Below are 19892 nucleotides of genomic sequence, written 5' to 3'. Positions count from 1 at the left end.
CGGACCTGATGAACCTCGATGCTGCCCCTCCCGTCGCGATGGTGGTGGATGACGAGCCGGTGACTCGCCTGCTGGTGAAGCGCGCCCTCGAAAGCCTCGGCTGCGCCCCGGTCCTGGAGGCGGTCGACGGCATCGCCGCCCAGGCGGTCCTGCGCGCGCACCCCGAAATCGTCCTGGTGCTGACCGACATCATGATGCCGCGGATGGATGGCCTGGAACTGCTGCGCTGGGGACGCCAGGCCGTGCCGGACGCCATGTGGATCGTCCTGTCGGGACTGGAGACCTTCGACTCGGCGGTGGCCGCCATCCGGCTGGGCGCATTCGACTTCCTGCCGAAGTCGCCGCGCGCCGAGGAAATGGGGGTGGCGGTGCGCAACGCGCTCGAACGGCGGCAACTGCTGGCCGAACGCGAGCGTCTGCATCGGGAACTGCAGCGCAAGGTCCGCGAGCTCGAGGAGACCTCCGAAGTGCTGCGCCGCGACCTCGAGCGGGCGGAAGTGATCCAGCGCGCCCTGCTGCCGCGCAGCCCGCCTCCGATGGAGGGCTATTGCATCCAGGCGCTGTACCGCCCGGGGCAGCACGTGGGCGGCGACCTCTACGACGTGGTCCGGCTGGGCGAGCGGCACCTCGCCTTCTATCTGGCCGACGCCACCGGCCACGGCGTGACCTCGGCGATGCTCTCGGTGCTGTTCAAGCAGCGGCTGGTGCTGGTGGACCCGGCAACCGGCCTCGCGCTGCCGCCGGCGGACGTGCTGGCCGCGGTGAACCGCTCGATCTGCGAGGCACATGCCGCGCCGGGACTGTTCCTGACGGCCGTCTTCGGCCTGCTGGACACCTCGGACGCAAGCCTCACGCTGGCATCGGCAGGCCATCCGCCGGTGCTGCACGCCCGCGACGGCCAGCCGACGCTCCTGGTCCGCCGCACCGGGCCCGCGCTCGGGCTGGCACCGGACGCGCACTTCCAGCAGGAGCGTCTCCAGCTGCTGGCGGGCGACCGGATCCTGCTCTACACCGACGGGCTTCTGCCCTCCGGGTCGGAACGCGACCTGGACCTGCTGCAGCAGGTGCTCGCCAGCCCGGTCGCCAGCGCGCAGGAGGTCATCACCCGGCTTCACGCCAGCGCCCCGGCGGGAGCGGAACGGGACGACGTGACGATCCTGCTGATCGACGCGCACGCGGGTGCCTCCTGGTTCGACAATGGCGCCGGGATGCCCGAGGCGACGGCATCCGGTGCGCCGCGCCCGGAGAGCGAGGTGGTGTTCTACGGCGAATCCGACCATGCCGCGCACCTCGCGCTGCGCGGCCGGGCCACCTGGCTGCATTGCGATGCCTTCCATGAAACGGCCCTCGCCGTGCTGGACGGCGGACGACCGCTGGTCCTCGACCTCTCCGGCTGCGAGTACATGGACAGCACCTGCCTCGGCACGGTTCACGAACTGGTCGCCCGGGGCGGCGGCGTGGTGCTGACAGGGGTGACGCCCGCCGTGCGCGCCCTGTTCGAGGAACTGAGCATGGCGCAGGTGCTGGCCGCGATCCGCGAGCACGGTCCCGCCGCGCCCCCTCTCTACGCGCTCGGAACAGGAGACGTTCGTGCCGCCGTGCAGCAGCGGATCCTGCAGGCGCACGAGGCCCTCTCCGCGCTGAGCGAACGCAACCGCGAGGAGTTCAAGGAGGTCGTCGAGTCGCTGCGCGCCGAGCAGGATGCAGCGCGATGACCGCCGCCATTCGCGTGCTGCAACTGGAGGACGACCCGGCCGACGCGCAGCGCATCCGCGGGACGCTGCAGGACGAGGGCCTGGTCTGCGACATCGTCTGGGTGCAGACCCGGGAGGACTTCGTCCGCGCCCTGCATCGGCAAGCCTTCGACCTGGTCCTGTCCGACTACGAAGCCGGCGGCCTGGAGATGCTGCACGCGGTGCGCCAGCAGCAGCCGGAAGCGCTCCTGATCGTGCTGTCGACCCGCCTGATCAGCGAGGAGGAGGCGGTCGAATGCATGAAGGCGGGCGCCACGGACTACGTCTTCAAGGAGCGGGTGCGACGGCTGTTCTACTCGGTCCGTCGAGCGCTCGCCGAACAGCGGCAGAAGGCGACGCTGCGCCGGGCCGAAGACGAGCTGCGGGCCCTGAACACCGAGCTGGAGGCGCGCGTGCACCTGCGCACGGCCGAACTGGAAACGGCCAACGCCTTCCTCAACTCGGTGATCCACCACATTCCCTATCAGGTCATGGTCAAGGACGCCGCCGACCTGAAGCTCGTGCGGGTCAACCGCCGCATGGAGGAACTGACCGGCCGCAGCGAGCAAGAACTGCTGGGCAAGACGGTGGACGACTTCGTCAGTTCCGCGGCCGAGGCCGCCTTCTTCACGGCCAAGGACAAGGAAGCGCTGGCGCTGGGCCGGGAAGTGGACATCCCCGAGGAGACGCTGCATGCGAACGACGGCAGCGTGCGCGTGCTCCACGCGAAGAAGATCCCGATCCTCGACGAGGCCGGCCAGCCGCGCTACCTGCTGACGATCTCGGAGGACGTGACGGAGAGAAAGAAGCGGGAGCGCGAGATCGAGCGGCTGAACGCGGCCCTGGCGCAGCGCAGCGCCGAGGTGGAGGCCGCCACCCGCGCCAAGAGCACCTTCCTGGCGACCATGAGCCACGAGATCAGGACGCCCATGCACGGCATGCTGGGGATGCTGGAACTGCTCGGCCTGACCGAGCTGGACCCCGAGCAGCGCGAGACGCTGGGGCTAGTGCGGGAATCGAGCCGGTCGCTGCTGCGCATCATCGACGACATCCTCGATTTCTCGAAGATCGAGGCCGGCAAGCTGGAGATCCGGCCCGAAGTGGCGTCGATCAAGCGCCTGGTCGAGGAGGTGCAGAGCATCTACCTGGGCAATGCCAGCAGCAAGTGCCTGATCGTCCGCCGGATGGTCGATCCGCGCGTCAGTCCGGCGCTGACGGTCGACCCGGTGCGCCTGCGCCAGATCCTCAACAACTTCGTCAGCAACGCGATCAAGTTCACCTCCGAGGGCTGGATCGACATCAACGTGCAATGGCTGGGCCGGTCGGAAGGGATGGAGCGCCTGCGCTTCGAGGTGAAGGACACCGGCATCGGCATCTCGCCCGAAGACCAGCGGCGCCTGTTCCAGCCGTTCAGCCAGGCGGTCGGCGAGCAGGCGCGGAGGCGGCCCGGCGGCACCGGACTGGGGCTGGTGATTTCCCGCCAGCTGGCGCAGCTGATGGGTGGCTCGATCAGCCTGGACAGCCGGCCGGGAAGCGGCACGACGGTCGCCCTGGAGCTGTCGCTGCCCGTGGCCGACGCCCTCCCGGAGAGCGCCGGGAGCGTGCGTGCGCTTTCGACGGCCATCGCCATGCGGCGCGCGGCGCCCGCCGCCGCGCAGGCAGCGGCCGAGGGCACGCTGGTGCTGCTGGCGGACGACCATCCCGTCAACCGCATGCTGCTGCTGCGCCAGGTGCGAACGCTGGGCTATGCGGCCCAGACCGCCGACGACGGCGCCCAGGCCCTGAAGATGTGGCAGGCGGGCCGCTATGGCCTCGTCATCACCGACTGCCACATGCCTCACATGGATGGCTACGAACTGGCGCGCGCCATCCGCAGCGAGGAAGCCGCCTCGGGGACCGGCGGGCGCATCCCGATCGTCGCCTGCACCGCGAACGCGCTCCAGGGGGAAGCCGAGGCCTGTCTCGCCGCCGGCATGGACGACTTCCTGGTCAAGCCGGTCGAACTGGCGCGGCTGACCGAAAAGCTGGATCGATGGCTGCCGCTTCCCCTGGCGCCGCCGACGCCCGCCGCGACCGGCGGCGCAGGCCCGGCCATCGCGCCCGCGGCCGGCCCGATCGACGAGGCGCTGCTGGCGGCGAAATGCGGCGGCGACGGATCGATGGTGGAAGAGGTTCTGGCGACGTTCCGGCGAACCTGCGAGGACGACTCCGCCGGACTCCGGCAGGCGGTGGCGGCGGACGACGCCGCCCAGGCCACACAGTTTTCCCACCGCATGGCCGGCGCCGGCAAGATGGTCGGTGCGCTCGCGTTCGCGGCCGCCTGCGAGACCATCGACCGCGCCAGCCGCAACGGGGACTGGAAGACGGTGCTCGCCGGCATGCCGGCGTTCGAGCAGGAACACACGCGCCTGGTCGACTATTTCGCGGGACGCAGGGAAGCGGTCTGAAGGGCGCTGCGCATCACGCGGCATCCACCTACCTGGACACGGGTGGATGCGCCGGTGGTCACAGGCGGTGGATCGGTGCAACTTGGGTGCATGAAAATACTCACTCCCCTCCTGCTGGCCGCTGCCGCACTCACCGGCTGCGTCGCCGTTCCCTATGACGCCGGTCCGCCGCCCGGCACGTACTACAACAGCCGCCCTGCCCCGCCGCCACCCCACGCTGGCGGGCGGCGTGACTACGACCGCGACGGCGTGCCGGACCGCTACGACCGCCGTCCGGACAACCCTTACCGCTATTGACGCAAACGCCGTATCAGTTCGTCTCATTGCTCTCGTCTTGTGACGATCGTGGGCGTCAACGCCTGTGACGAAATACCATCGCCGAAAGGGGAGCCCGAGCGATGCCGACTCTGATCGTGACGAAGAACGGTGTGGCGCTGCGTAACGTGCGGCTGCTCGAGGGCGAATTCAGGATTGGTCGCAGCATGCGCAACCACCTGGTGCTGCCGAGCACCACCGTCAGCAAGACCCACGCGGTCCTCACGAGGCTCGGGAAGTTCGTCACCCTGCACGATCTTCACAGCACCAACGGGACCCTGGTCAACGGCGACGACGTGGCGCTGCGGCCTTTGCTGGACCGCGACGTGATCCAGATCTGCAACTACGAAATGATGTATCTGGACCGGGACTTCGCCTCGGCCGAAGTCATCGAAGATCCGCGGCCAGAACCAGAACCGGTCGAGCAAGCCGTGGAAACCGAGCGGGCGCCGTTGGAACCCCGTCGGGGCATCGATGCCAGCGGCCATCGCATCGGCGGCTCGCGCGGCGCGCGCTGGGTCGGCAATGGCGTGGCCTTCGCACTGCCGGCGCAAGGCCGAGAGATCGAAGCCTTGATCACCGACGACGCGCTCGCGGCCCATTTCGGGGCCTACGTGCATGCCGCGGATGGCGCCAGCCGTGCGGTGAGCGCCTACGAGGAAAACTACGTGGCGATCAACGTGGCCGCCTGGTCGCGCTATGACGCCACGCGCCGCGAACCGATCATCGTCCGCTCTTCCGATTTCTGAGTCATGCCGCCAGCTGCTCTGCCAGGGCGGTCAATGCGTCGCCCACCGGCCGCGTGACCTTGAGCGCCAACAGATCGTCGGCACGCGTGCGTCCGAGGTTGACCGCCACCACCGGCTTGCCCGCGGCCACGGCCGCCTGCACGAACCGGAAACCCGAATACACCATCAGCGACGATCCGGCGACCAGCACGGCATCGGCTTCGCTCAGCGCCGCGTAGGCGGCTTGCACGCGCTCGCGGGGCACGCTCTCGCCGAAGAACACCACGTCGGGCTTGAGCATGCCGCCGCACAGCGGACAGGCCGGCACGTCGAAGCCGGCGAAATCCCGGCCCTCGACATCCGCATCGCCGTCGGGCGCTGTGCGGGCTTCGAGTGCGGCCCACGCGGGGTTGCGCGCACGCAGCGCCTGCTGCAATCGGGCACGCGGCGTGCGCGTCTCGCAGCCGAGGCAGCGCACGGTGTCGATGCGGCCGTGCAGGTCGATGGTCTGGCGGCTGCCGGCCGCATCGTGCAGGCCGTCGACGTTCTGCGTCAGCAGCAGTCCGACGCGGCCCGAGGCCTCGAGCCGGGCCAGCGCGCGGTGCGAGGCGCCGGGCCGGGCTGTCGCCATGGTCGGCCAGCCGACGAGGCTGCGTGCCCAGTAGCGGCGGCGCGTGAGCTCGTCGCCGGTGAAAGCCTGGAAAGTCACCGGCGACGGTCGCTTCCAGTCGCCGTTGGCATCGCGGTAGTCGGGAATGCCCGAGTCGGTGCTGCAGCCGGCGCCGGTCAGCACGAAGAGGCGGCGGTGGCGCGCGGCGAAGTCGGCGAGCGAAGCGATGTCATCCATGGCCGCCGCGCTCAGCGGAACTGCTTGCGCAGCAACGGCTTGTGCCTGGCGATGTGCGCGAGCTGCGCCTCGGCAACCAGGCCGCCCAGATCGACGCCGTCGCCGTTGAGCACCTCGTTGGCGTGCACGAGCGCGCGGGCCACCACCTCGTCCTCGCTCACGCCGAGCTGCGCAGCGAGGTCGATCGCCACGCGTTTCATCGCGCGCTGCGACAGCATCCACATGGCGCCGAAGGCGTCCCACGCGGCGGCCGAATCCTTGAAGCGCTCGCGGTCCGCCAGGATCTCGTTGAGCGGCTTGGCCAGCAGCTCGTTGACCGCGTCGAGCTGCTCGGCCAGCGCGGCCTGCCGTGCCTGCGCGTCGCGCAGCGCGTCGGCGGCGCTATCGGCCGGCGGAGGCGCCGGCGCGGCAAAGCTGCCGTCCGGGTTCGGCGCGGGAATATGGAGCTGGTCGGACAGGGACATGGCGTTGCGATTCGTGGGGCACACCGAAGAGTGTAGTGACGACGCCGTCATGTCGGCTGAGCGGCGCCCTGGCCAGGCGGGAGATGGACGAGGGTGAGCGATACCCAGCGTATCTCCTGGGTCTCGGTTCGCTGGATCAGCCCGAGGCTCTCCAACGCCTCTACGACCTGCGGCAGGGTGCGCAGCGCGATTTCCGGCACTGAGACCTTGCGGCCTGCCCGCGTGGCCCCGTAGAGTCGAACCAGCAGGTGCGCGTGCGCCTCGGTGAGCACCGCGCTCGCCGGTCCCAGCAGCGACGCCAGCGCCGCCGTGAATGCGTCGAGGCCCACCTCCGACCAGCGACCGGCGGCACGGACCGGGTCCAGCAACGCGCCGACCAGGCCCCAACTGGGCAATTCCACCTGCCTCGGCTGGTCGTTGCCCACGACTTCCAGCGTCGCCAGGCGGACAGCAGCCGCCAGCTCTCCCTTGAGGTACTCGGACACGCCCAGCACCGTCGGCCAGTCATGGATCAGGTTGCAGAAAGCGCTGATCTCGCCTTGCGTCTGCCGGCCGGTCGCGAGGGCCTCGAGCACGGCCCGAAAAGCCAGTTGCTCGTGCTTGGTGGGCACCCACTTCCGTTCGGCGGGCAGCATGCTTTGTGCCAGGGGCGCCAGGTCATGCAGCACGCCTCGGCGCAACGCCCACAAGGTGCGTCTTCCACTGGACGGCAGGAGCGCATCCGGCTGCAGCGAGCTCCAGATTGCCACCTGGCTGGCCGGGCTGAGCCCAGCCATCGCGACGTTCAAGGCAGACTGGCAGGACGCGACCAGGCCGATGTACGCCGACACGCTCAATCGGCGCTCGCCGCGTACGAACGCACTCTCTTCGCTTCGCGCTTCAATGGGCATTTCACGGATTCTCCGCTGGCAATACTCGCGTCGAACCAGGCGTTCGACCTTCGCCAGACGCGTCGTGCGGGCTTTCCGGTTTGCGCAGCACCGCATTGACCTCGGCGCCGAAGATCAGCGTGGCGGCGCTGATGTAGAGGAAGACCAGCGTCGCCACCACGCCGGCGAAGCTGCCATAGATCAGTGCGAGCTTGCCCGCCGAATGCAGGGTGTAGGAGAGGGTCGCGGCAGCGCCCACCCACAGCGACGCACCGATCACGGCGCCGGGCATGACGGAGGCCAGCCGCTGGCGGACGTCCGGCAGCCAGCCGTAGAGAAGCGCGTACAGGACACTCAGCACCACGAAGGCCGAGCCGTAGCGCACGCTGTTGCGCAGCCAGAGAATCTCTTTCCCTGCACCCAGTTTCGCTTCCAGCAGCTGCCACACGATCGGCATGATGACAACCGAACTGAACGCTGCCAGGACGCCACCCCCCACGATCACCGTGAACAGCGTGACCTTGATTCGCGCCTTCCAGAAAGGAAGACCTCGCTGGATGCCATAGGAGCGGTTGAGGGCCGTGCGCACCGCCTGCAGGCCCGAGGAGGCCGTCCAGAGCGTCGCGATCACGCCGATCGTCAGCAAGGCCTGATTGCGTTGCGCAAGCACCTGGTCGATCACCGGCTGCACCGCGTCGCGAACCACCTGCGGCGCATAGCCCATCACGCGGGCCGCCAAGGCCGCCGCATCGCCGGGCTGCCCGAAGAAACCGGCGGCGGCGGACACCAGGATCAAGAGCGGAAACATCGCCAGCACCGACGAGAACGCCAGGCTGCCTGCCTGGTTCGCGCTTTGATGGAGGATGTAGTTGCGAATGGCCAGCAGCAGGACGCGCAGGCCCGGGGTGGAGAGCGCGGCTTGCCGCAGGCCGCTCCAGGCCAGGGAAAGGCGATTCATCGAGCGGGCCACCTTGCCTCCAGTCTTGAAATAGCCGCCACGCGCCCTACCCCGGCAACCGCGCCGCGGCCTCCTTCAGCGCCCGGGCAAAGGCAAGTGCCGCATGCTTCGGCTGCGCGCCACGCCGCGACACCACGAACAGTTCGAGGTGAACCACGGGCTCGCGCAACATCGCCACGCCGAGGCCCTGCCCCAGGCACTCTTCCATCGCGAACGAAGGAACGATGGCGTGGCCGCGGCCCGCCCGAACCATCCCGATGATGGTCCCGATCAAGTTCATCCGCGGCCGCTCCTCGTGCGCGCGGCCCAGCCGGGCCAGGTGCTTCTCGATCACCACTTGAATCGGATTGTCGGTCGGCAGGCTGACGAGCGGCAAGCCCGCGATGCTGCTCCAGGGCTGGCTGGGCGCAAGGCCGCCCGAGTCGGCTCCCGGCGGGCTGACGCGCATCAGCCTGAACTTGCACAAGGGCTGGCGCAGCAGGCCGACAGCGGGCTTGACGAAGAACCCCAGGCCGATGTCCGCCTCGCCGTCCAGCACCCGCTGGCGGACGACGCTCACGTCGACGTCCGCCAGGTCGACACTCACCTGCCGATGGCTGTCGGCGAACGCGCGAATCACCTCCGGCAGCAGGCTGGCCGACACCATGGGCGTGGCCGCCACCTGGAGCCGAGAACGTACCGCCGCCTCGGATCCCCCCACGACGGCGCTCAGGGCAAGCAGTTCGGCGACGATGCGTTCGGCCACGGGTTGCAGCCGCCGGCCGGCGCCGGTCAGAGTCACGGACCGCGTCGTTCGATCGAAAAGGCGAGCGCCGACCTGCTCTTCCAGTTCCTTGACCAGCATGCTCATGCCCGAAGGCGAGAGATGAACCTGCTCGGCGGCCTTGGCAAAGCTCTGGAGCCGCGCTATTTCAAGGAACGCATGCAGCTGACGGCTGCTCACATTGATCAATTTTGTTGACGAATTCATCAGAATATTCCGTTTGATCAATGTCAAAGGTACCGCTTTAATTGTCACCCAACTCCCAAAGAGACATCGCCGTGAACACTTCCAGGACTTTGCAGCCGTCGCCCTCATTCCGGCACCGCCGCCGCATTCTGCTCGGCGGGCTCGCCGCGCTGGCAGCCCCCTTTGCCCGCGCCCAAGGCTCGGCGGACGCTCCCGTTCGCCTGATCGTTCCTTTCACGCCCGGCACCGGCATCGACCTGATCGCGCGCCAGATCGCCCCCGGCCTTTCCGAACGCCTCAAGCGCCCCTTCTTCGTCGAGAACAGGCCCGGAGCCTCCGGCAACATCGGCACGCAGGAGGTCGTTCGCGCGACACCGGACGGCACCACGCTGCTCGTGAGCGTCAACACGCTCGTCATGAACATGGCCCTCTATCCCAAGCTGGGATTCAATCCGGTGACCGATCTCGCGCCGGTCAGTCAGACGAGTTGGGGTCAACTGCTCCTGGTCGCGTATCCGGGGACGAAGATCGACTCCCTGCAGGATCTGATCGCACGCGCCAAGGCAAAGCCGGGCGCCCTGAACTACGGCTCGCCCGGTGCGGGCACGCCGCACCACCTGGCCATGGAGCTGCTCAAGAACCGCGCCGGGGTGTCCCTGACGCACATCAGCTATCGCGGCACCGCGCCGGCCGTCACGGACCTGCTGGGCGGCCAGATCGACATCATGTTCCTGCCGATCCATGTCGCCCTGCAGCACGTCAAGGCGGGCAAGCTCAAGGCGCTTGCGATCAGCTCCGACAAGCCGAGCCCGTTGCTCCCGGAGCTGCCGCCGCTCAGCGTTCTCAAGCTCGGGAACATGAACGTCGACATGTGGTACGGCGTCCTGGCACCTGCGGGCACGCCGCGTCCGTACATCGAGCGCCTGAACAAGGAGTTGCGCGAGATCCTGGCGCAGCCGGCCATCGCCAAGGCCTTCGAGACCCAGGGCATGACGCCTGCCCACAGCACGCCCGAGGCGTTTCAGCAAATGCTGGCGACAGACGCCAAGCGCTGGGCCGACCTGATCAAGGCCCAAGGCATCACCGCGGAGTAGGCAGCGCATGAACAAGGAATCAGCCATCTCGGCGCAATTCGATGCCGAGGTCGTCATCGTCGGCGGAGGTCCCGTGGGCATGGGCCTCGCCATCGAGTTGGGCCAGCGCGGCGCTCGCACCATCGTCGTCGAACGCTATCCGCAGCCCCAACCCATCCCCAAGGGCCAGAACCTCACCCAGCGCACGATGGAGCACTTCCACTTCTGGGGGGCGGAAAAGCAACTGCGCGCCGCGCGCACCATTCCACCGTCGTACGGGATCGGCGGCCTGACCGCCTACGGCACGCTGCTCGGGCCTCACAGCTACGACTGGCTGCAGCGCGACCTGGTCAAGCCTTATTACTTCACGTCCAACGAAAGGCTTCCACAGTACGCCACCGAGGCGGTGCTGCGACGACGCGTCGCCGAACTTCCCTCGGTCCAGACCCTGTACGGCTGGGACGCGGAAGCAGTGACCCAGGACGCCAGTGGCGTGTCGATCACGATCGGCGAGCGCGAAGGAAGCGGCCGGCGCGTCTTGAGGTCCGCCTACGCCATCGGTTCGGATGGGGCCCGCTCGCTCGTGAGGGAGCATGCCGGCATCACGCAGACGCGCACCGACCACGACCGCATGATGGTGCTGCTGGTCTTCAAGTCGCACGAGTTGCACAGGCTGCTCGAGTGCTACCCGGGCAAGTCCTACTACAACGTGCTGCAGCCGGCGCTGAAGGGCTACTGGAAATTCTTCGGTCGCGTCGATCTGGGCAGCACCTGGTTCTTTCACGCGCCGGTGCCTCCAGGTACCACCAAGGACAACTTCGATTTCGCGGCATACCTTCGCGAGGCCGTCGGAGCGGATTTCGACGTCGAGTTCGAGCACATCGGTTTCTGGGACCTGCGCTTCATGCTGGCCGACAGCTATCGCGAGGGCCGCATCTTCGTTGCAGGCGATGCGGCCCACAGCCACCCGCCCTATGGCGGCTACGGCGTGAACTCCGGGCTGGAGGACGCGCGAAACCTGGGCTGGAAGCTCGCCGCGACGCTGCAGGGCTGGGGTGGCGAAGGCCTGCTCGACTCCTACGATGCCGAGCGGCGCCCCGTGTTCGGCTCGACGATCCGCGACTTCATCGCCAAGTCGATCGATGCCGACCGGGAGTTCCTGGACGCATTCGATCCGGCTCGCGACCAGGCGGCGTTCGATGCCGCCTGGCAAGCGCGCGCCCAGGGCGCAGTCGGCGAGGTGCACGCCTTCGAGCCCCACTACGAAGGCTCGACCGTGGTATGCGGGAGCGAAGGCCGAGTGAGCAGCGCGAAGGGGTCCCACCGCTTCGATGCCCGCGCGGGGCACCACCTGGCACCCGCCGCACAGGCGTCCGGCAAGAACATCTACGACGAGCTCGGCGCCGGATTCACGCTCCTGGTGATGGGCGGGCCGGCTTCGGCGGTCGAGGCGTTCCGCGAAGCGGCGCTCGACCTGTCGCTGCCCCTGTCGATCGTGATGGCGGAGAGCAGCGACGAAACCGCCCGCTACGCGGCCAAGCTGGTGCTGGTGCGCCCGGACCAATTCGTCGCCTGGGCAGCCGACGCGGCATCACCCGACGACGCGCGGCGCGTGCTGGCCGTGGCGTCGGGCCAGGGGTAGAGCCGGGGCGGGCTTGCTGTCCTGCGGGCGATCCGATGCTTCTTGGGCCAGCGTGCCGAAAGGGGGCAAAATGGCTGTTTGCGGGCGACTCAGCCCCGCACGCGCCATCGGGACCCGCCCGACCCTCCCAATGAACATCCGCCACCGCAACAACGTACAGATCCAGGGCAGCGGTCCCGCGACCATGATCTTTGCGCATGGCTTCGGCTGCGACCAGAACATGTGGCGCTTCATGGCCCCCCATTTCGCCGAACGCTACCGCGTGGTCACCTTCGATCTGGTGGGGGCAGGCAACTCCGACCCGAGCGCCTACGAGGTGACGAAGTACGCCAGCCTGCAAGGCTACGCGGACGATGTCCTGGAGATCACGCGCGACGTGCCGCTCGGACCGGTCTTTTTCGTCGGCCATTCGGTGAGCGCAATGATCGGCATGCTGGCCGACCTGCAGTCGCCTGGCACTTTCGCGGCCCACATGATGATCGGCCCGTCGCCCTGCTACATCAACGACGGCGACTATGTCGGCGGCTTCACGCGCGAGGACATCGATTCGCTGCTGGACACGCTGGAGAGCAACTATCTCGGCTGGGCCGGCAGCATGGCGCCGGCGATCATGGGCGTGCCCGAGCGGCCCGAACTCGGCGAGGAGCTCACGGCCAGCTTCTGCCGCACCGACCCGGACATCGCCAAGCGATTCGCCAAGGCGACCTTCCTGTCGGACAACCGGCAGGACGTGGCCAGGCTCCAGACGCCCACGCTCGTGATCCAGTCGTCGGAAGACCTCATCGCACCCGTCGCCGTGGGCGAATACATGCACAGGACCTTGCCGCACAGCACGCTCCGGATCGTCGACAACACCGGCCATTGCCCGCACCTGAGTGCGCCGGGCGCGAGTTGCGACGCGATCGACGAGTTTCTGCGCGCGCTCGGCCAGCGCTAGCCGCCGATGACCCTCCAGGTCCCGAGCGCGAGCGACCTCTTCGACGAGGCCCCCTGCGGCCTGCTGGTCACCGCGCTGGACGGCACCATCCTGAAGGTGAACACGACCTTCTGCACCTGGGTCGGAATGCCGCGCGAAGACCTCGTCGGTGCGAAGCGCGTGCAGGACCTGTTCACGATGGGTGGCCGCATCTTCCATCAGACCCACTGGGCGCCGACCCTGCAGATGCAAGGCTCCGTGGCCGAAGTGAAGTTCGAGGTGCGGCACCGCGACGGGCACGGCATTCCGATGATCCTCAACGCGCGGCGCCGCAAGCGGGCGGAAGGCGACTTCGACGAGATCGCCGCCTTCGTGGCAGAAGACCGCAACCGCTACGAGCGCGAGCTGATGAACGCACGGAAAAAGGCCGACAGCCTGCTCGCGGCGGAACTCGATGCACAGAACCTGCTGAGGGACCGGGCGCTGTTCGCCGAGCAGATGGTCGGCATCGTGAGCCATGACCTGCGCAACCCGCTGTCGGCCATCCTCATGGGCGTGCAACTCCTGGGGCGGACCGAAAACGAGCGCCGGACCCGGGTGCTGGGCCACGTGCGCGATTCTGCCGAGCGCGCGCAGCGCCTGATCGAGGAACTGCTTGACTTCACGCAGGCGCGGATCGGCGCCGGTCTGAGCGTGAAGCGCCAGCGCATCGACCTCCACCAGGTCACCGCGCGCACGCTGGACGAACTGATGCTCGCCTTGCCCGACCGCGTCATCGCACATGAGGCGCAGGGCGAGGCGCAATGCATCGCCGACGCCGACAGGCTGGCCCAGCTGATCGGCAATCTGGTCAGCAACGCGGCGACCTACGGCCGCAGCGGCACGCCGATCGTGGTGCGATCGGCCATCGACACCGGCACGGCCTTGGTGGCGGTCCACAACGAAGGCGACCCTATTCCCTCCGGCATGCTCGCCAACGTCTTCGAGCCCATGGTGCGCGGCGCCACGAGCAGCAACACCGTGCGCAGCGTCGGCCTGGGGTTGTTCATCGTCAGGGAGATCGCGAAGGCGCATGGCGGAGAGATGGCGGTCGCGTCCTCGGCGGCAGAGGGAACCACCTTCACCCTGCGCTTTCCGGCGCAGGCGCAACGCTGATCGGCGAACGTCCGGCCAAGGACGGACCACATCGCGTGAGTCCACACGCCTCCGCGATCATGCGGCGCGGTCTTACAGGCCAACGATGCGTGCGATTCAGAATGGGCGGAACAACTTAGAGGACACCCCATGAAAGCCATTGCATCCATCGCTATCGCCATCGGCACCATCATGACGCTCGCCGCCTGCGACGTGAAGAAGACGGCTGACGGGAACATCACGGTGCCGAAGTACGAAAAGACGCAAGAGGGCGACGTGACGCTTCCCAAGTACGACGTGACCACTCCCGACGTGAAAGTGACGAAGGAAGAGAAGACGATCACGGTCCCGACGGTGAAGACAGAGGAAAAGGTGATCGAGGTCCCCAAGGTCTCGGTGACCCCTGCCAAGGACAAGTAGTCCGGCACGTCCCATGACCGCTTCTCCACGCCGATCCTTTCTCCTCGCCGCCGCCTGCCTCGGCATGGTCGCCGCCGGCGCCGCGCCCTGGAGCGCCAACGCCGCCACCCCGACCACGGGTGCCGCCGCACTCGACCGGCTCAATGCAGCCGACGAGACGCCGTTGCTCTCGCAAGGTTCGCGGGGCGCGGCCGTGATGCGGGCGCAGATCCTGCTCGACCGCGCCTGGTTCTCGCCCGGCGAGATCGACGGCGGCTACGGTGCCAACATGCGCCGCGTCGTCGCGGCCTACCAGCGCTCGTTCGGTCTTGCCGAGAGCGGCAAGGTCGACGCCGCGACCTGGGCCGCGCTCAAGGCCGACAGCGCGCCGCTGTTCACCACCCATGTGCTGACCGACAAGGATGTCGCGGGTCCCTACGCACCGACGCCGAAGGAGATGGCGGATCGTGCCAAGCTCAAGTCGATGGGCTACGAGAACCTGCGCGAGGCCCTCTCGGAGAAGTACCACATGTCGCCGAAGGCCCTGGCCGAACTGAACCGCGCAGCGAAATTCCAGGCCGGCGACGAGATCGTGGTCGTCAACATCACCGGCGCGGCCGACGCCGGCGTGGTCAAGGCCGCGAAGTCGATCGAGATCGACAAGAGCGAACACATGCTGTTCGTGCTCGACGGCACGGGCAAGCCGCTGGCCGGCTTTCCGATCAGCATCGGCGGACCTCTCGACCCGCTGCCCCTGGGAAGGATGAAGATCATCAACGAGGTGAAGGACCCGACCTTCACCTACGATCCGTCGATCCTCAAGAACGCGCCGGCCGACGCGGTGAAAGTCGACGTCGCTGCCGGCCCGAACAACCCGATCGGCAATGTGTGGATGGGCCTGTCGAAGCCCCACTGGGGCATCCATGGCACGCCGGCGCCCGATCGCGTCGGCCACGAGGAAACCAATGGCTGCATCCACCTGACCAATTGGGATGCGGCCCGCCTGTCCCAGCTGGCGAAAGCCGGCTTCGCGGTCGAGGTCAAGGCCTGAGAGGGCGGCTGCCGTGCACGTGGCCCGCGTTCGACTGGCGGTGGCTTGCGCCTGTCTCGTGGCGTGCTGCGGCGCGCTCGCGCAATCCGCCGCCGAGCGCATCGGGCCGGCGCTTCTCGCCGCCCGTTCGTTGCAGTTCCCGGTCGACGGCATCCGTCCCGAGACGGTGCGCGACACCTTCGAGGACGGCCGTCCCGGCCATCGCCACGAGGCGCTCGACATCATGGCCCCGCTCGGTACGCCGGTGCGCGCCGTGGACGATGGCAAGCTGGTCAAGCTGTTCGACAGCAAGCCGGGCGGGCTCACCATCTACCAGTTCGACCCCGCAGGGCAATTGGCCTATTACTACGCGCACCTCGACCGATACGCCGACGGCCTGCACGAGGGCATGCAGCTGCGGCGCGGCGACCTGATCGGCTATGTGGGCACGACCGGAAACGCTGCAACCGTCGCGCCTCACCTCCATTTCGCGGTCTTCATGCTCGGGCCTGAAAGGCAATGGTGGAAGGGCGAAGCGGTGAACCCGCACAGCGCCTTGATGCGGGCGTCCCGATGAGCCGGTGGGAGGCCGGCCGCGATCCAGGACGGGTTCAGCGCGCCGCGGGCGGCTCGCCACCTCCCAGACTCCCCAATCTCTTCCTCAGGAACTCCGCGAACGCATAGGCGATCACCGGAAGCTGTCGACCCCGCAGGCTCGCCAGCACCATCTCGCCCCTGGGAAACCCTCGATCCTCGATATCGCGCGCGACGATGTCGCGGTCGTCCCAGGCGGCGCCGATGGCCATCTGGAACGAGATCGACCGCCGGTCGTCCAGGCAGCCGCGCAAGAACTCGAAGCTGTTGCTTTCCACCATGGCATTGAGGCGGGTCGAGCTGCGCGCCAGGAAGCGTTCCAGCAGCTGGCGCCCCCCGGTGTCGCGGTTCGGCAGCACCACCGGGTACTCGGCGCAGTCGCGCAGGCGCAGTGACGACGCGCTGCCGGCGGCGAGCGGATGCCTCGCATGCAGGATCGCCATGAGCTTCTGCTCGACCACGATCGCGCGCTGGATGTCGGCCTCCGGCGCCAGGTTGAACACCAGGGCCAGGTCGGTCTCGAAGCTGCGCAGCGCGCGTGCGGCCTGCACGTGGTCCCCGATGTGGACGTCGAAGGCGACCAGCGGATGCGCCTTGCGGAACTCGCCGATCACACCCGGCAGGAACTTCGGCGCCAGCGCCTGGCTCGCCACCAGGCGCACGCTGCCGCGCCGCAGGCCTTGCAGCTCCTCGATTTCCGAGCGCACCCGCTCCAGGTCGGCGGCGCGGCCGCGAATGTAGCGCACGAAGAGTTCGCCGGCCGCCGTCAGCCGCATGCCGCGCGGCAGGCGCTCGAAGACCGGCGTGCCGAGCTCGTCCTCGATGTCCTGGATGCGGCGGTTCACGGCGGAGGGTGCCACGTGCAGCCGCTCGGCCGCCTGGCGGATCGAGCCCGCGCGGGCCACTTCATCGACGTAGCGCAGAAGACGCAAATGGTTCATGCGGCCCGTCTTGCAACCTTCATGCCTTCGATGGCCGTTGCCGTTTCGGCAACGCAGCGAACGCGATAAAGCGTCATGGTGGCGCACTCCCGGGCACGTCGCGTGCATGACATCGGGCATGAAAGCCCCTCCGCGTCCCCCACGCCCCAGATTGGCGCCCAGCTTGCCTCCTTCGAGGGCATCGTTCGGCCCCGCCGCGCACAACGCCTGGCATTTGCAGGATGCCAACCGCGTGAGCTTCGTGCGCAAGGCACGCGAGCCGCGGCCGCTGCTGATCGCCGACGCCGCGCCGCAGGCCGTCGAGATCGACCTGGCGCGCACCGCGCTGCTGGTGGTCGACATGCAGAACGACTTCTGCCACGCCGAAGGCTGGTTCGCTCAGAAGGGCCTGGGCACCCAGGCCGCGCGCAAGCCGATCCCGGTGCTGCAAGCGCTGTTGCCGGCCTGGCGCGATGCGGGCGGCGCGGTGGTGTGGCTCAACTGGGGCATCCGCGCCGACAAGCGCAACCTCGCCCCCACGGTCCAGTTCAAGGGCAAGCGCACGGCCGATGGCGTGGGCTATGCCGAGCACTCGCCGCTCGACCATGGCCCCTCGCTGGTACAGGGCTCCTGGGGCGCGCAAGTCGTCGACGAGCTGTCCGTGGCGCCATCCGACATCAGCGTGCACAAGCATCGCCTGAGCGGTTTCTGGGACAACGAACTCGACACGCTGCTGCGCCAGCAGGGCATCACGACGCTGCTGTTCACCGGCATCAACACCGACCGCTGCGTGTTCTCGACCCTGCAGGACGCCAACTTCCTCGGCTACGACTGCGTGCTGCTGCAGGACGCCTGCAGCACGCCGTCGCCGGCCTACGTGACCAAGGGCGTGCTCTACATCGTGCAGTTGCTGCACGGCTTCGTCGCCAGTGCCGCGTCGTTGCTCGACGCGCTTCGAGTCGCTTCTTCCACCTCTTCTTCCAGAACCAAGGAGTCTTGAGCATGAAATTCCCTCTCCCGCACGCCCTGCTGTCCGCCTGCGGCCTCGCGCTCGCGCTCGCTCTGGCCGCGCAGCCGGCCTTGGCGCAAGTGCCGATCAAGTTGGTGCTGAACTGGAAATACGAAGGCCCTCAGGCGTGGTTCTTCCTGGCGCAGGACAAGGGTTACTTCAAGGAAGAAGGGCTCGACGTCACGATCGACCAGGGCGAAGGCTCGGCCGCGTCGATCCCGAAGGTGGCCGCCGGCGCCTACCAGGCCGGCTTCGGCGACATCAATGCGCTGGTCGACCTCGCGTCCCGGCGCCCCGCCGACGCCCCGGTGGGCGTCTACATGCTCTACAACACGCCGCCGTTCGCGCTCGTGGTGAAGAGCGACAGCCCGATCCGGACGCCGAAGGACCTCGAAGGCAAGACGGTGGGCGGCCCGGCCAACGACGGCGCACTCAAGCTGTTTCCGGCCTTCGCGAAGATCGCCGGGATCGACGCCGCCAAGGTCAACGTCACGAACATGGCGCCCAACCTGCGCGAGCAGATGCTCTCGCGCGGCCAGATCGACGCCGGCTTCGGCTACGTCACCACCGTCAGCTTCAGCGCCAAGGGCATGGGGCTCGATCCGGCGAAGGACCTGCGCTTCATCCGCTACGGCGACTACGGCATGGACCTCTATGCCAACACGGTGTTCTTCTCGAAGCGCTTCGTGAAGGAGAACCCGAAGGCGGTGGCCGGCTTCGTGAAGGCGCTCAACCGCGCGGTGAAGGAAGTCATCGCGAACCCGGATGCCGGCGTCGACCATGCGATCCAGCGCGAGCCCCTGCTCAAGCGCGAGGTCGAGAAGGACAAGCTGCTCGCCACGCTGAAGAACGACATGAGCCACCCCGAGATCGCGCGCATCGGCCTCGGTGACGTCGACGACGCGCGGCTGAAGAAAGACATCGCGATCGTCGTCGAAGCCAACGCGCTGCCGCGCACGCCCGAGCCGGGCGAGATCTTCGACCGCAGCTTTCTGCCGGCCCGCGCCGATCGCCCTTCCGCCACCACCACCCACTGAACCCGCACAGGAGACCCCCGACATGGACTTGCAACTGAAAGACAAGGTGACCCTCATCACCGGCCCCGCCAAGGGCATGGGCGCCGCCGTGACGCTGGCCTTCGCGCGCGAAGGCGCCAGGTTGGTGCTGGCCGGCCGCGACACCGCCGCCATCGAACCCGTGGCCGCCGAGGCGCGCGCGCTCGGCGTGCAGGCCATCGTGGTGCCCTGCGACCTGACCGTGGCCGCGCAGACCGAGGCGCTGGCCGCGCACGCGCTCGAGGCCTTCGGCCATGTGGACGTGCTGGTCAACGTGGCCGGCGGCTCGGGCCCGATCGGAAAGACCGGCTGGGAAACCAGCACCGAAGAGTTCAACGAGATCGTGCAGCTCAACATGACCGGCTGCTTCAACACCATCCACGCCATCCTGCCGTCGATGATCGCCCGCCGCAGCGGCAAGATCGTCAACGTCGGCGGCACCTTCGGCCTGCGCGGGCGCGCCGGCCGGCTGGCCTACTCGGCCTCGAAGTGGGGCCTGCGCGGCATCACCAAGAGCTTTGCGCTCGAAGCCGGCCCCTACAACATCAACGTCAACAACGTCGCGCCCGGCATGGTGGACGGCCCGCGCTTTCGCGAGAAGGTCTGCGCCAACATGGCCGAGAAGCTGGGCATCACGCTCGAAGAAGCCATGACGCGCCATGCCGCCGACTACGCTCTGAAGCGCGTCTCCACCGATGCCGACATCGCCAACGCCTGCCTGTTCATGGCGAGCGAGGTGTCGCGCCAGATCACCGGTGTCGACCTGCCCGTCGACGGCGGCTGGGCCGCACTCTGACCGCGCGAGGACAT

20 protein-coding genes are annotated in these 19892 nt (G+C 68.2%); 14 read left to right on the top strand and 6 right to left on the bottom strand.

Translation table 11 applies throughout. The features are described 5' to 3' along the window. Positions 1–8 precede the first annotated feature (8 nt). The 4 genes from QTI17_RS02660 (at position 9) to QTI17_RS02645 (ending at position 5244) form a co-directional block, all read left to right on the top strand. The gene (locus tag QTI17_RS02660; RefSeq protein WP_286530827.1) at positions 9–1715 is read left to right on the top strand and encodes a SpoIIE family protein phosphatase; all 1707 of its coding nucleotides are present in this window, start codon (positions 9–11) and stop codon (positions 1713–1715) included. Next, positions 1712–4180, top strand: a complete 2469-nt coding sequence (locus QTI17_RS02655) for a response regulator (RefSeq protein WP_286530826.1) — start codon at positions 1712–1714, stop codon at positions 4178–4180. The genes QTI17_RS02660 and QTI17_RS02655 overlap by 4 nt, the downstream gene beginning before the upstream one ends. A gap of 90 nt (positions 4181–4270) precedes the next feature. Further along, positions 4271–4477 (top strand): hypothetical protein, encoded by a 207-nt coding sequence (locus QTI17_RS02650; RefSeq protein WP_286530825.1) that lies wholly within the window; start codon positions 4271–4273, stop codon positions 4475–4477. A gap of 101 nt (positions 4478–4578) precedes the next feature. Next, positions 4579–5244, top strand: a complete 666-nt coding sequence (locus tag QTI17_RS02645; protein ID WP_286530824.1) for an FHA domain-containing protein — start codon at positions 4579–4581, stop codon at positions 5242–5244. 1 nt (position 5245) lies between these two features. Here QTI17_RS02645 and QTI17_RS02640 read toward each other — a convergent pair whose 3' ends face one another. The 5 genes from QTI17_RS02640 to QTI17_RS02620 are packed head-to-tail and all read right to left on the bottom strand — an operon-like array spanning position 5246 to position 9331. After that, positions 5246–6070, bottom strand: a complete 825-nt coding sequence (locus QTI17_RS02640; RefSeq protein ID WP_286530823.1) for an NAD-dependent protein deacetylase — start codon at positions 6068–6070, stop codon at positions 5246–5248. A gap of 11 nt (positions 6071–6081) precedes the next feature. After that, entirely contained in the window at positions 6082–6534 is a 453-nt protein-coding gene (locus tag QTI17_RS02635; RefSeq protein WP_286530822.1) for a hypothetical protein, read from the bottom strand. Positions 6535–6581: 47 nt separating this feature from the next. Further along, complete coding sequence (locus QTI17_RS02630) at positions 6582–7424, bottom strand: hypothetical protein (protein WP_286530821.1); 843 nt, start codon at positions 7422–7424, stop codon at positions 6582–6584. A 1-nt stretch (position 7425) separates the two neighbouring features. Continuing rightward, complete coding sequence (locus tag QTI17_RS02625) at positions 7426–8373, bottom strand: YihY/virulence factor BrkB family protein (RefSeq protein WP_286530820.1); 948 nt, start codon at positions 8371–8373, stop codon at positions 7426–7428. Between the two features lie 34 nt (positions 8374–8407). Next, a complete protein-coding gene (locus tag QTI17_RS02620) occupies positions 8408–9331 on the bottom strand; it encodes a LysR family transcriptional regulator (protein WP_286530819.1) in 924 nt (307 codons plus the stop codon). A 71-nt stretch (positions 9332–9402) separates the two neighbouring features. Between QTI17_RS02620 and QTI17_RS02615 the strand changes: the two genes are divergently transcribed. The 7 genes from QTI17_RS02615 to QTI17_RS02585 all read left to right on the top strand — a co-directional run bounded on the left by QTI17_RS02615 (position 9403) and on the right by QTI17_RS02585 (position 16081). Beyond that, positions 9403–10404, top strand: a complete 1002-nt coding sequence (locus QTI17_RS02615) for a tripartite tricarboxylate transporter substrate binding protein (RefSeq protein ID WP_503011009.1) — start codon at positions 9403–9405, stop codon at positions 10402–10404. A gap of 7 nt (positions 10405–10411) precedes the next feature. After that, the gene (locus QTI17_RS02610) at positions 10412–12025 is read left to right on the top strand and encodes an FAD-dependent monooxygenase (protein WP_286530818.1); all 1614 of its coding nucleotides are present in this window, start codon (positions 10412–10414) and stop codon (positions 12023–12025) included. Positions 12026–12155: 130 nt separating this feature from the next. Next, entirely contained in the window at positions 12156–12962 is an 807-nt protein-coding gene (locus QTI17_RS02605) for an alpha/beta fold hydrolase (protein ID WP_286530817.1), read from the top strand. Positions 12963–12968: 6 nt separating this feature from the next. Beyond that, positions 12969–14096: a PAS domain-containing sensor histidine kinase gene (locus QTI17_RS02600; protein ID WP_286530816.1), complete on the top strand. Its 1128-nt coding sequence runs from the start codon at positions 12969–12971 to the stop codon at positions 14094–14096. 129 nt (positions 14097–14225) lie between these two features. Then, positions 14226–14495: a hypothetical protein gene (locus QTI17_RS02595; protein ID WP_286530815.1), complete on the top strand. Its 270-nt coding sequence runs from the start codon at positions 14226–14228 to the stop codon at positions 14493–14495. A gap of 13 nt (positions 14496–14508) precedes the next feature. After that, positions 14509–15525, top strand: coding sequence for a L,D-transpeptidase family protein (locus QTI17_RS02590; RefSeq protein WP_286530814.1), 1017 nt, complete (start codon positions 14509–14511; stop codon positions 15523–15525). 13 nt (positions 15526–15538) lie between these two features. Continuing rightward, positions 15539–16081, top strand: a complete 543-nt coding sequence (locus QTI17_RS02585) for a M23 family metallopeptidase (RefSeq protein WP_286530813.1) — start codon at positions 15539–15541, stop codon at positions 16079–16081. A 34-nt stretch (positions 16082–16115) separates the two neighbouring features. Here QTI17_RS02585 and QTI17_RS02580 read toward each other — a convergent pair whose 3' ends face one another. Beyond that, positions 16116–17039 carry a LysR family transcriptional regulator gene (locus QTI17_RS02580; RefSeq protein ID WP_286530812.1) on the bottom strand — a complete coding sequence of 308 codons (924 nt, stop codon included), beginning with the start codon at positions 17037–17039 and terminating at the stop codon, positions 16116–16118. A 232-nt stretch (positions 17040–17271) separates the two neighbouring features. On the opposite strand from QTI17_RS02580, the gene QTI17_RS02575 reads away from it, so the two are divergent. The 3 genes from QTI17_RS02575 to QTI17_RS02565 are packed head-to-tail and all read left to right on the top strand — an operon-like array spanning position 17272 to position 19878. After that, positions 17272–18018, top strand: a complete 747-nt coding sequence (locus QTI17_RS02575) for a cysteine hydrolase family protein (RefSeq protein ID WP_286530811.1) — start codon at positions 17272–17274, stop codon at positions 18016–18018. Positions 18019–18020: 2 nt separating this feature from the next. Next, positions 18021–19064, top strand: coding sequence for an ABC transporter substrate-binding protein (locus QTI17_RS02570; RefSeq protein WP_286530810.1), 1044 nt, complete (start codon positions 18021–18023; stop codon positions 19062–19064). A gap of 22 nt (positions 19065–19086) precedes the next feature. Beyond that, a complete protein-coding gene (locus QTI17_RS02565; RefSeq protein ID WP_286530809.1) occupies positions 19087–19878 on the top strand; it encodes an SDR family NAD(P)-dependent oxidoreductase in 792 nt (263 codons plus the stop codon). Positions 19879–19892: the final 14 nt, after the last annotated feature.

It is taken from the genome of Variovorax sp. J31P179 (assembly GCF_030316985.1).
GTDB classification, from domain to species: domain Bacteria; phylum Pseudomonadota; class Gammaproteobacteria; order Burkholderiales; family Burkholderiaceae_C; genus Variovorax; species Variovorax ginsengisoli_B.
The sequence above is the reverse complement of the archived record's forward strand: the minus strand, read 5'-3'. Positions and strand labels throughout refer to the sequence as shown.

Bases quoted from the DNA above. Each gene is read 5' to 3' on its own strand.
- QTI17_RS02660 (WP_286530827.1), top strand. From the start codon at position 9: ATGAACCTCGATGCTGCCCCTCCCGTCGCGATGGTGGTGGATGACGAG.
- QTI17_RS02655 (WP_286530826.1), top strand. From the start codon at position 1,712: ATGACCGCCGCCATTCGCGTGCTGCAACTGGAGGACGACCCGGCCGAC.
- QTI17_RS02650 (WP_286530825.1), top strand. From the start codon at position 4,271: ATGAAAATACTCACTCCCCTCCTGCTGGCCGCTGCCGCACTCACCGGC.
- QTI17_RS02645 (WP_286530824.1), top strand. From the start codon at position 4,579: ATGCCGACTCTGATCGTGACGAAGAACGGTGTGGCGCTGCGTAACGTG.
- QTI17_RS02640 (WP_286530823.1), bottom strand. From the start codon at position 6,070: ATGGATGACATCGCTTCGCTCGCCGACTTCGCCGCGCGCCACCGCCGC.
- QTI17_RS02635 (WP_286530822.1), bottom strand. From the start codon at position 6,534: ATGTCCCTGTCCGACCAGCTCCATATTCCCGCGCCGAACCCGGACGGC.
- QTI17_RS02630 (WP_286530821.1), bottom strand. From the start codon at position 7,424: ATGCCCATTGAAGCGCGAAGCGAAGAGAGTGCGTTCGTACGCGGCGAG.
- QTI17_RS02620 (WP_286530819.1), bottom strand. From the start codon at position 9,331: ATGAATTCGTCAACAAAATTGATCAATGTGAGCAGCCGTCAGCTGCAT.
- QTI17_RS02610 (WP_286530818.1), top strand. From the start codon at position 10,412: ATGAACAAGGAATCAGCCATCTCGGCGCAATTCGATGCCGAGGTCGTC.
- QTI17_RS02605 (WP_286530817.1), top strand. From the start codon at position 12,156: ATGAACATCCGCCACCGCAACAACGTACAGATCCAGGGCAGCGGTCCC.
- QTI17_RS02600 (WP_286530816.1), top strand. From the start codon at position 12,969: ATGACCCTCCAGGTCCCGAGCGCGAGCGACCTCTTCGACGAGGCCCCC.
- QTI17_RS02595 (WP_286530815.1), top strand. From the start codon at position 14,226: ATGAAAGCCATTGCATCCATCGCTATCGCCATCGGCACCATCATGACG.
- QTI17_RS02590 (WP_286530814.1), top strand. From the start codon at position 14,509: ATGACCGCTTCTCCACGCCGATCCTTTCTCCTCGCCGCCGCCTGCCTC.
- QTI17_RS02580 (WP_286530812.1), bottom strand. From the start codon at position 17,039: ATGAACCATTTGCGTCTTCTGCGCTACGTCGATGAAGTGGCCCGCGCG.
- QTI17_RS02570 (WP_286530810.1), top strand. From the start codon at position 18,021: ATGAAATTCCCTCTCCCGCACGCCCTGCTGTCCGCCTGCGGCCTCGCG.
- QTI17_RS02565 (WP_286530809.1), top strand. From the start codon at position 19,087: ATGGACTTGCAACTGAAAGACAAGGTGACCCTCATCACCGGCCCCGCC.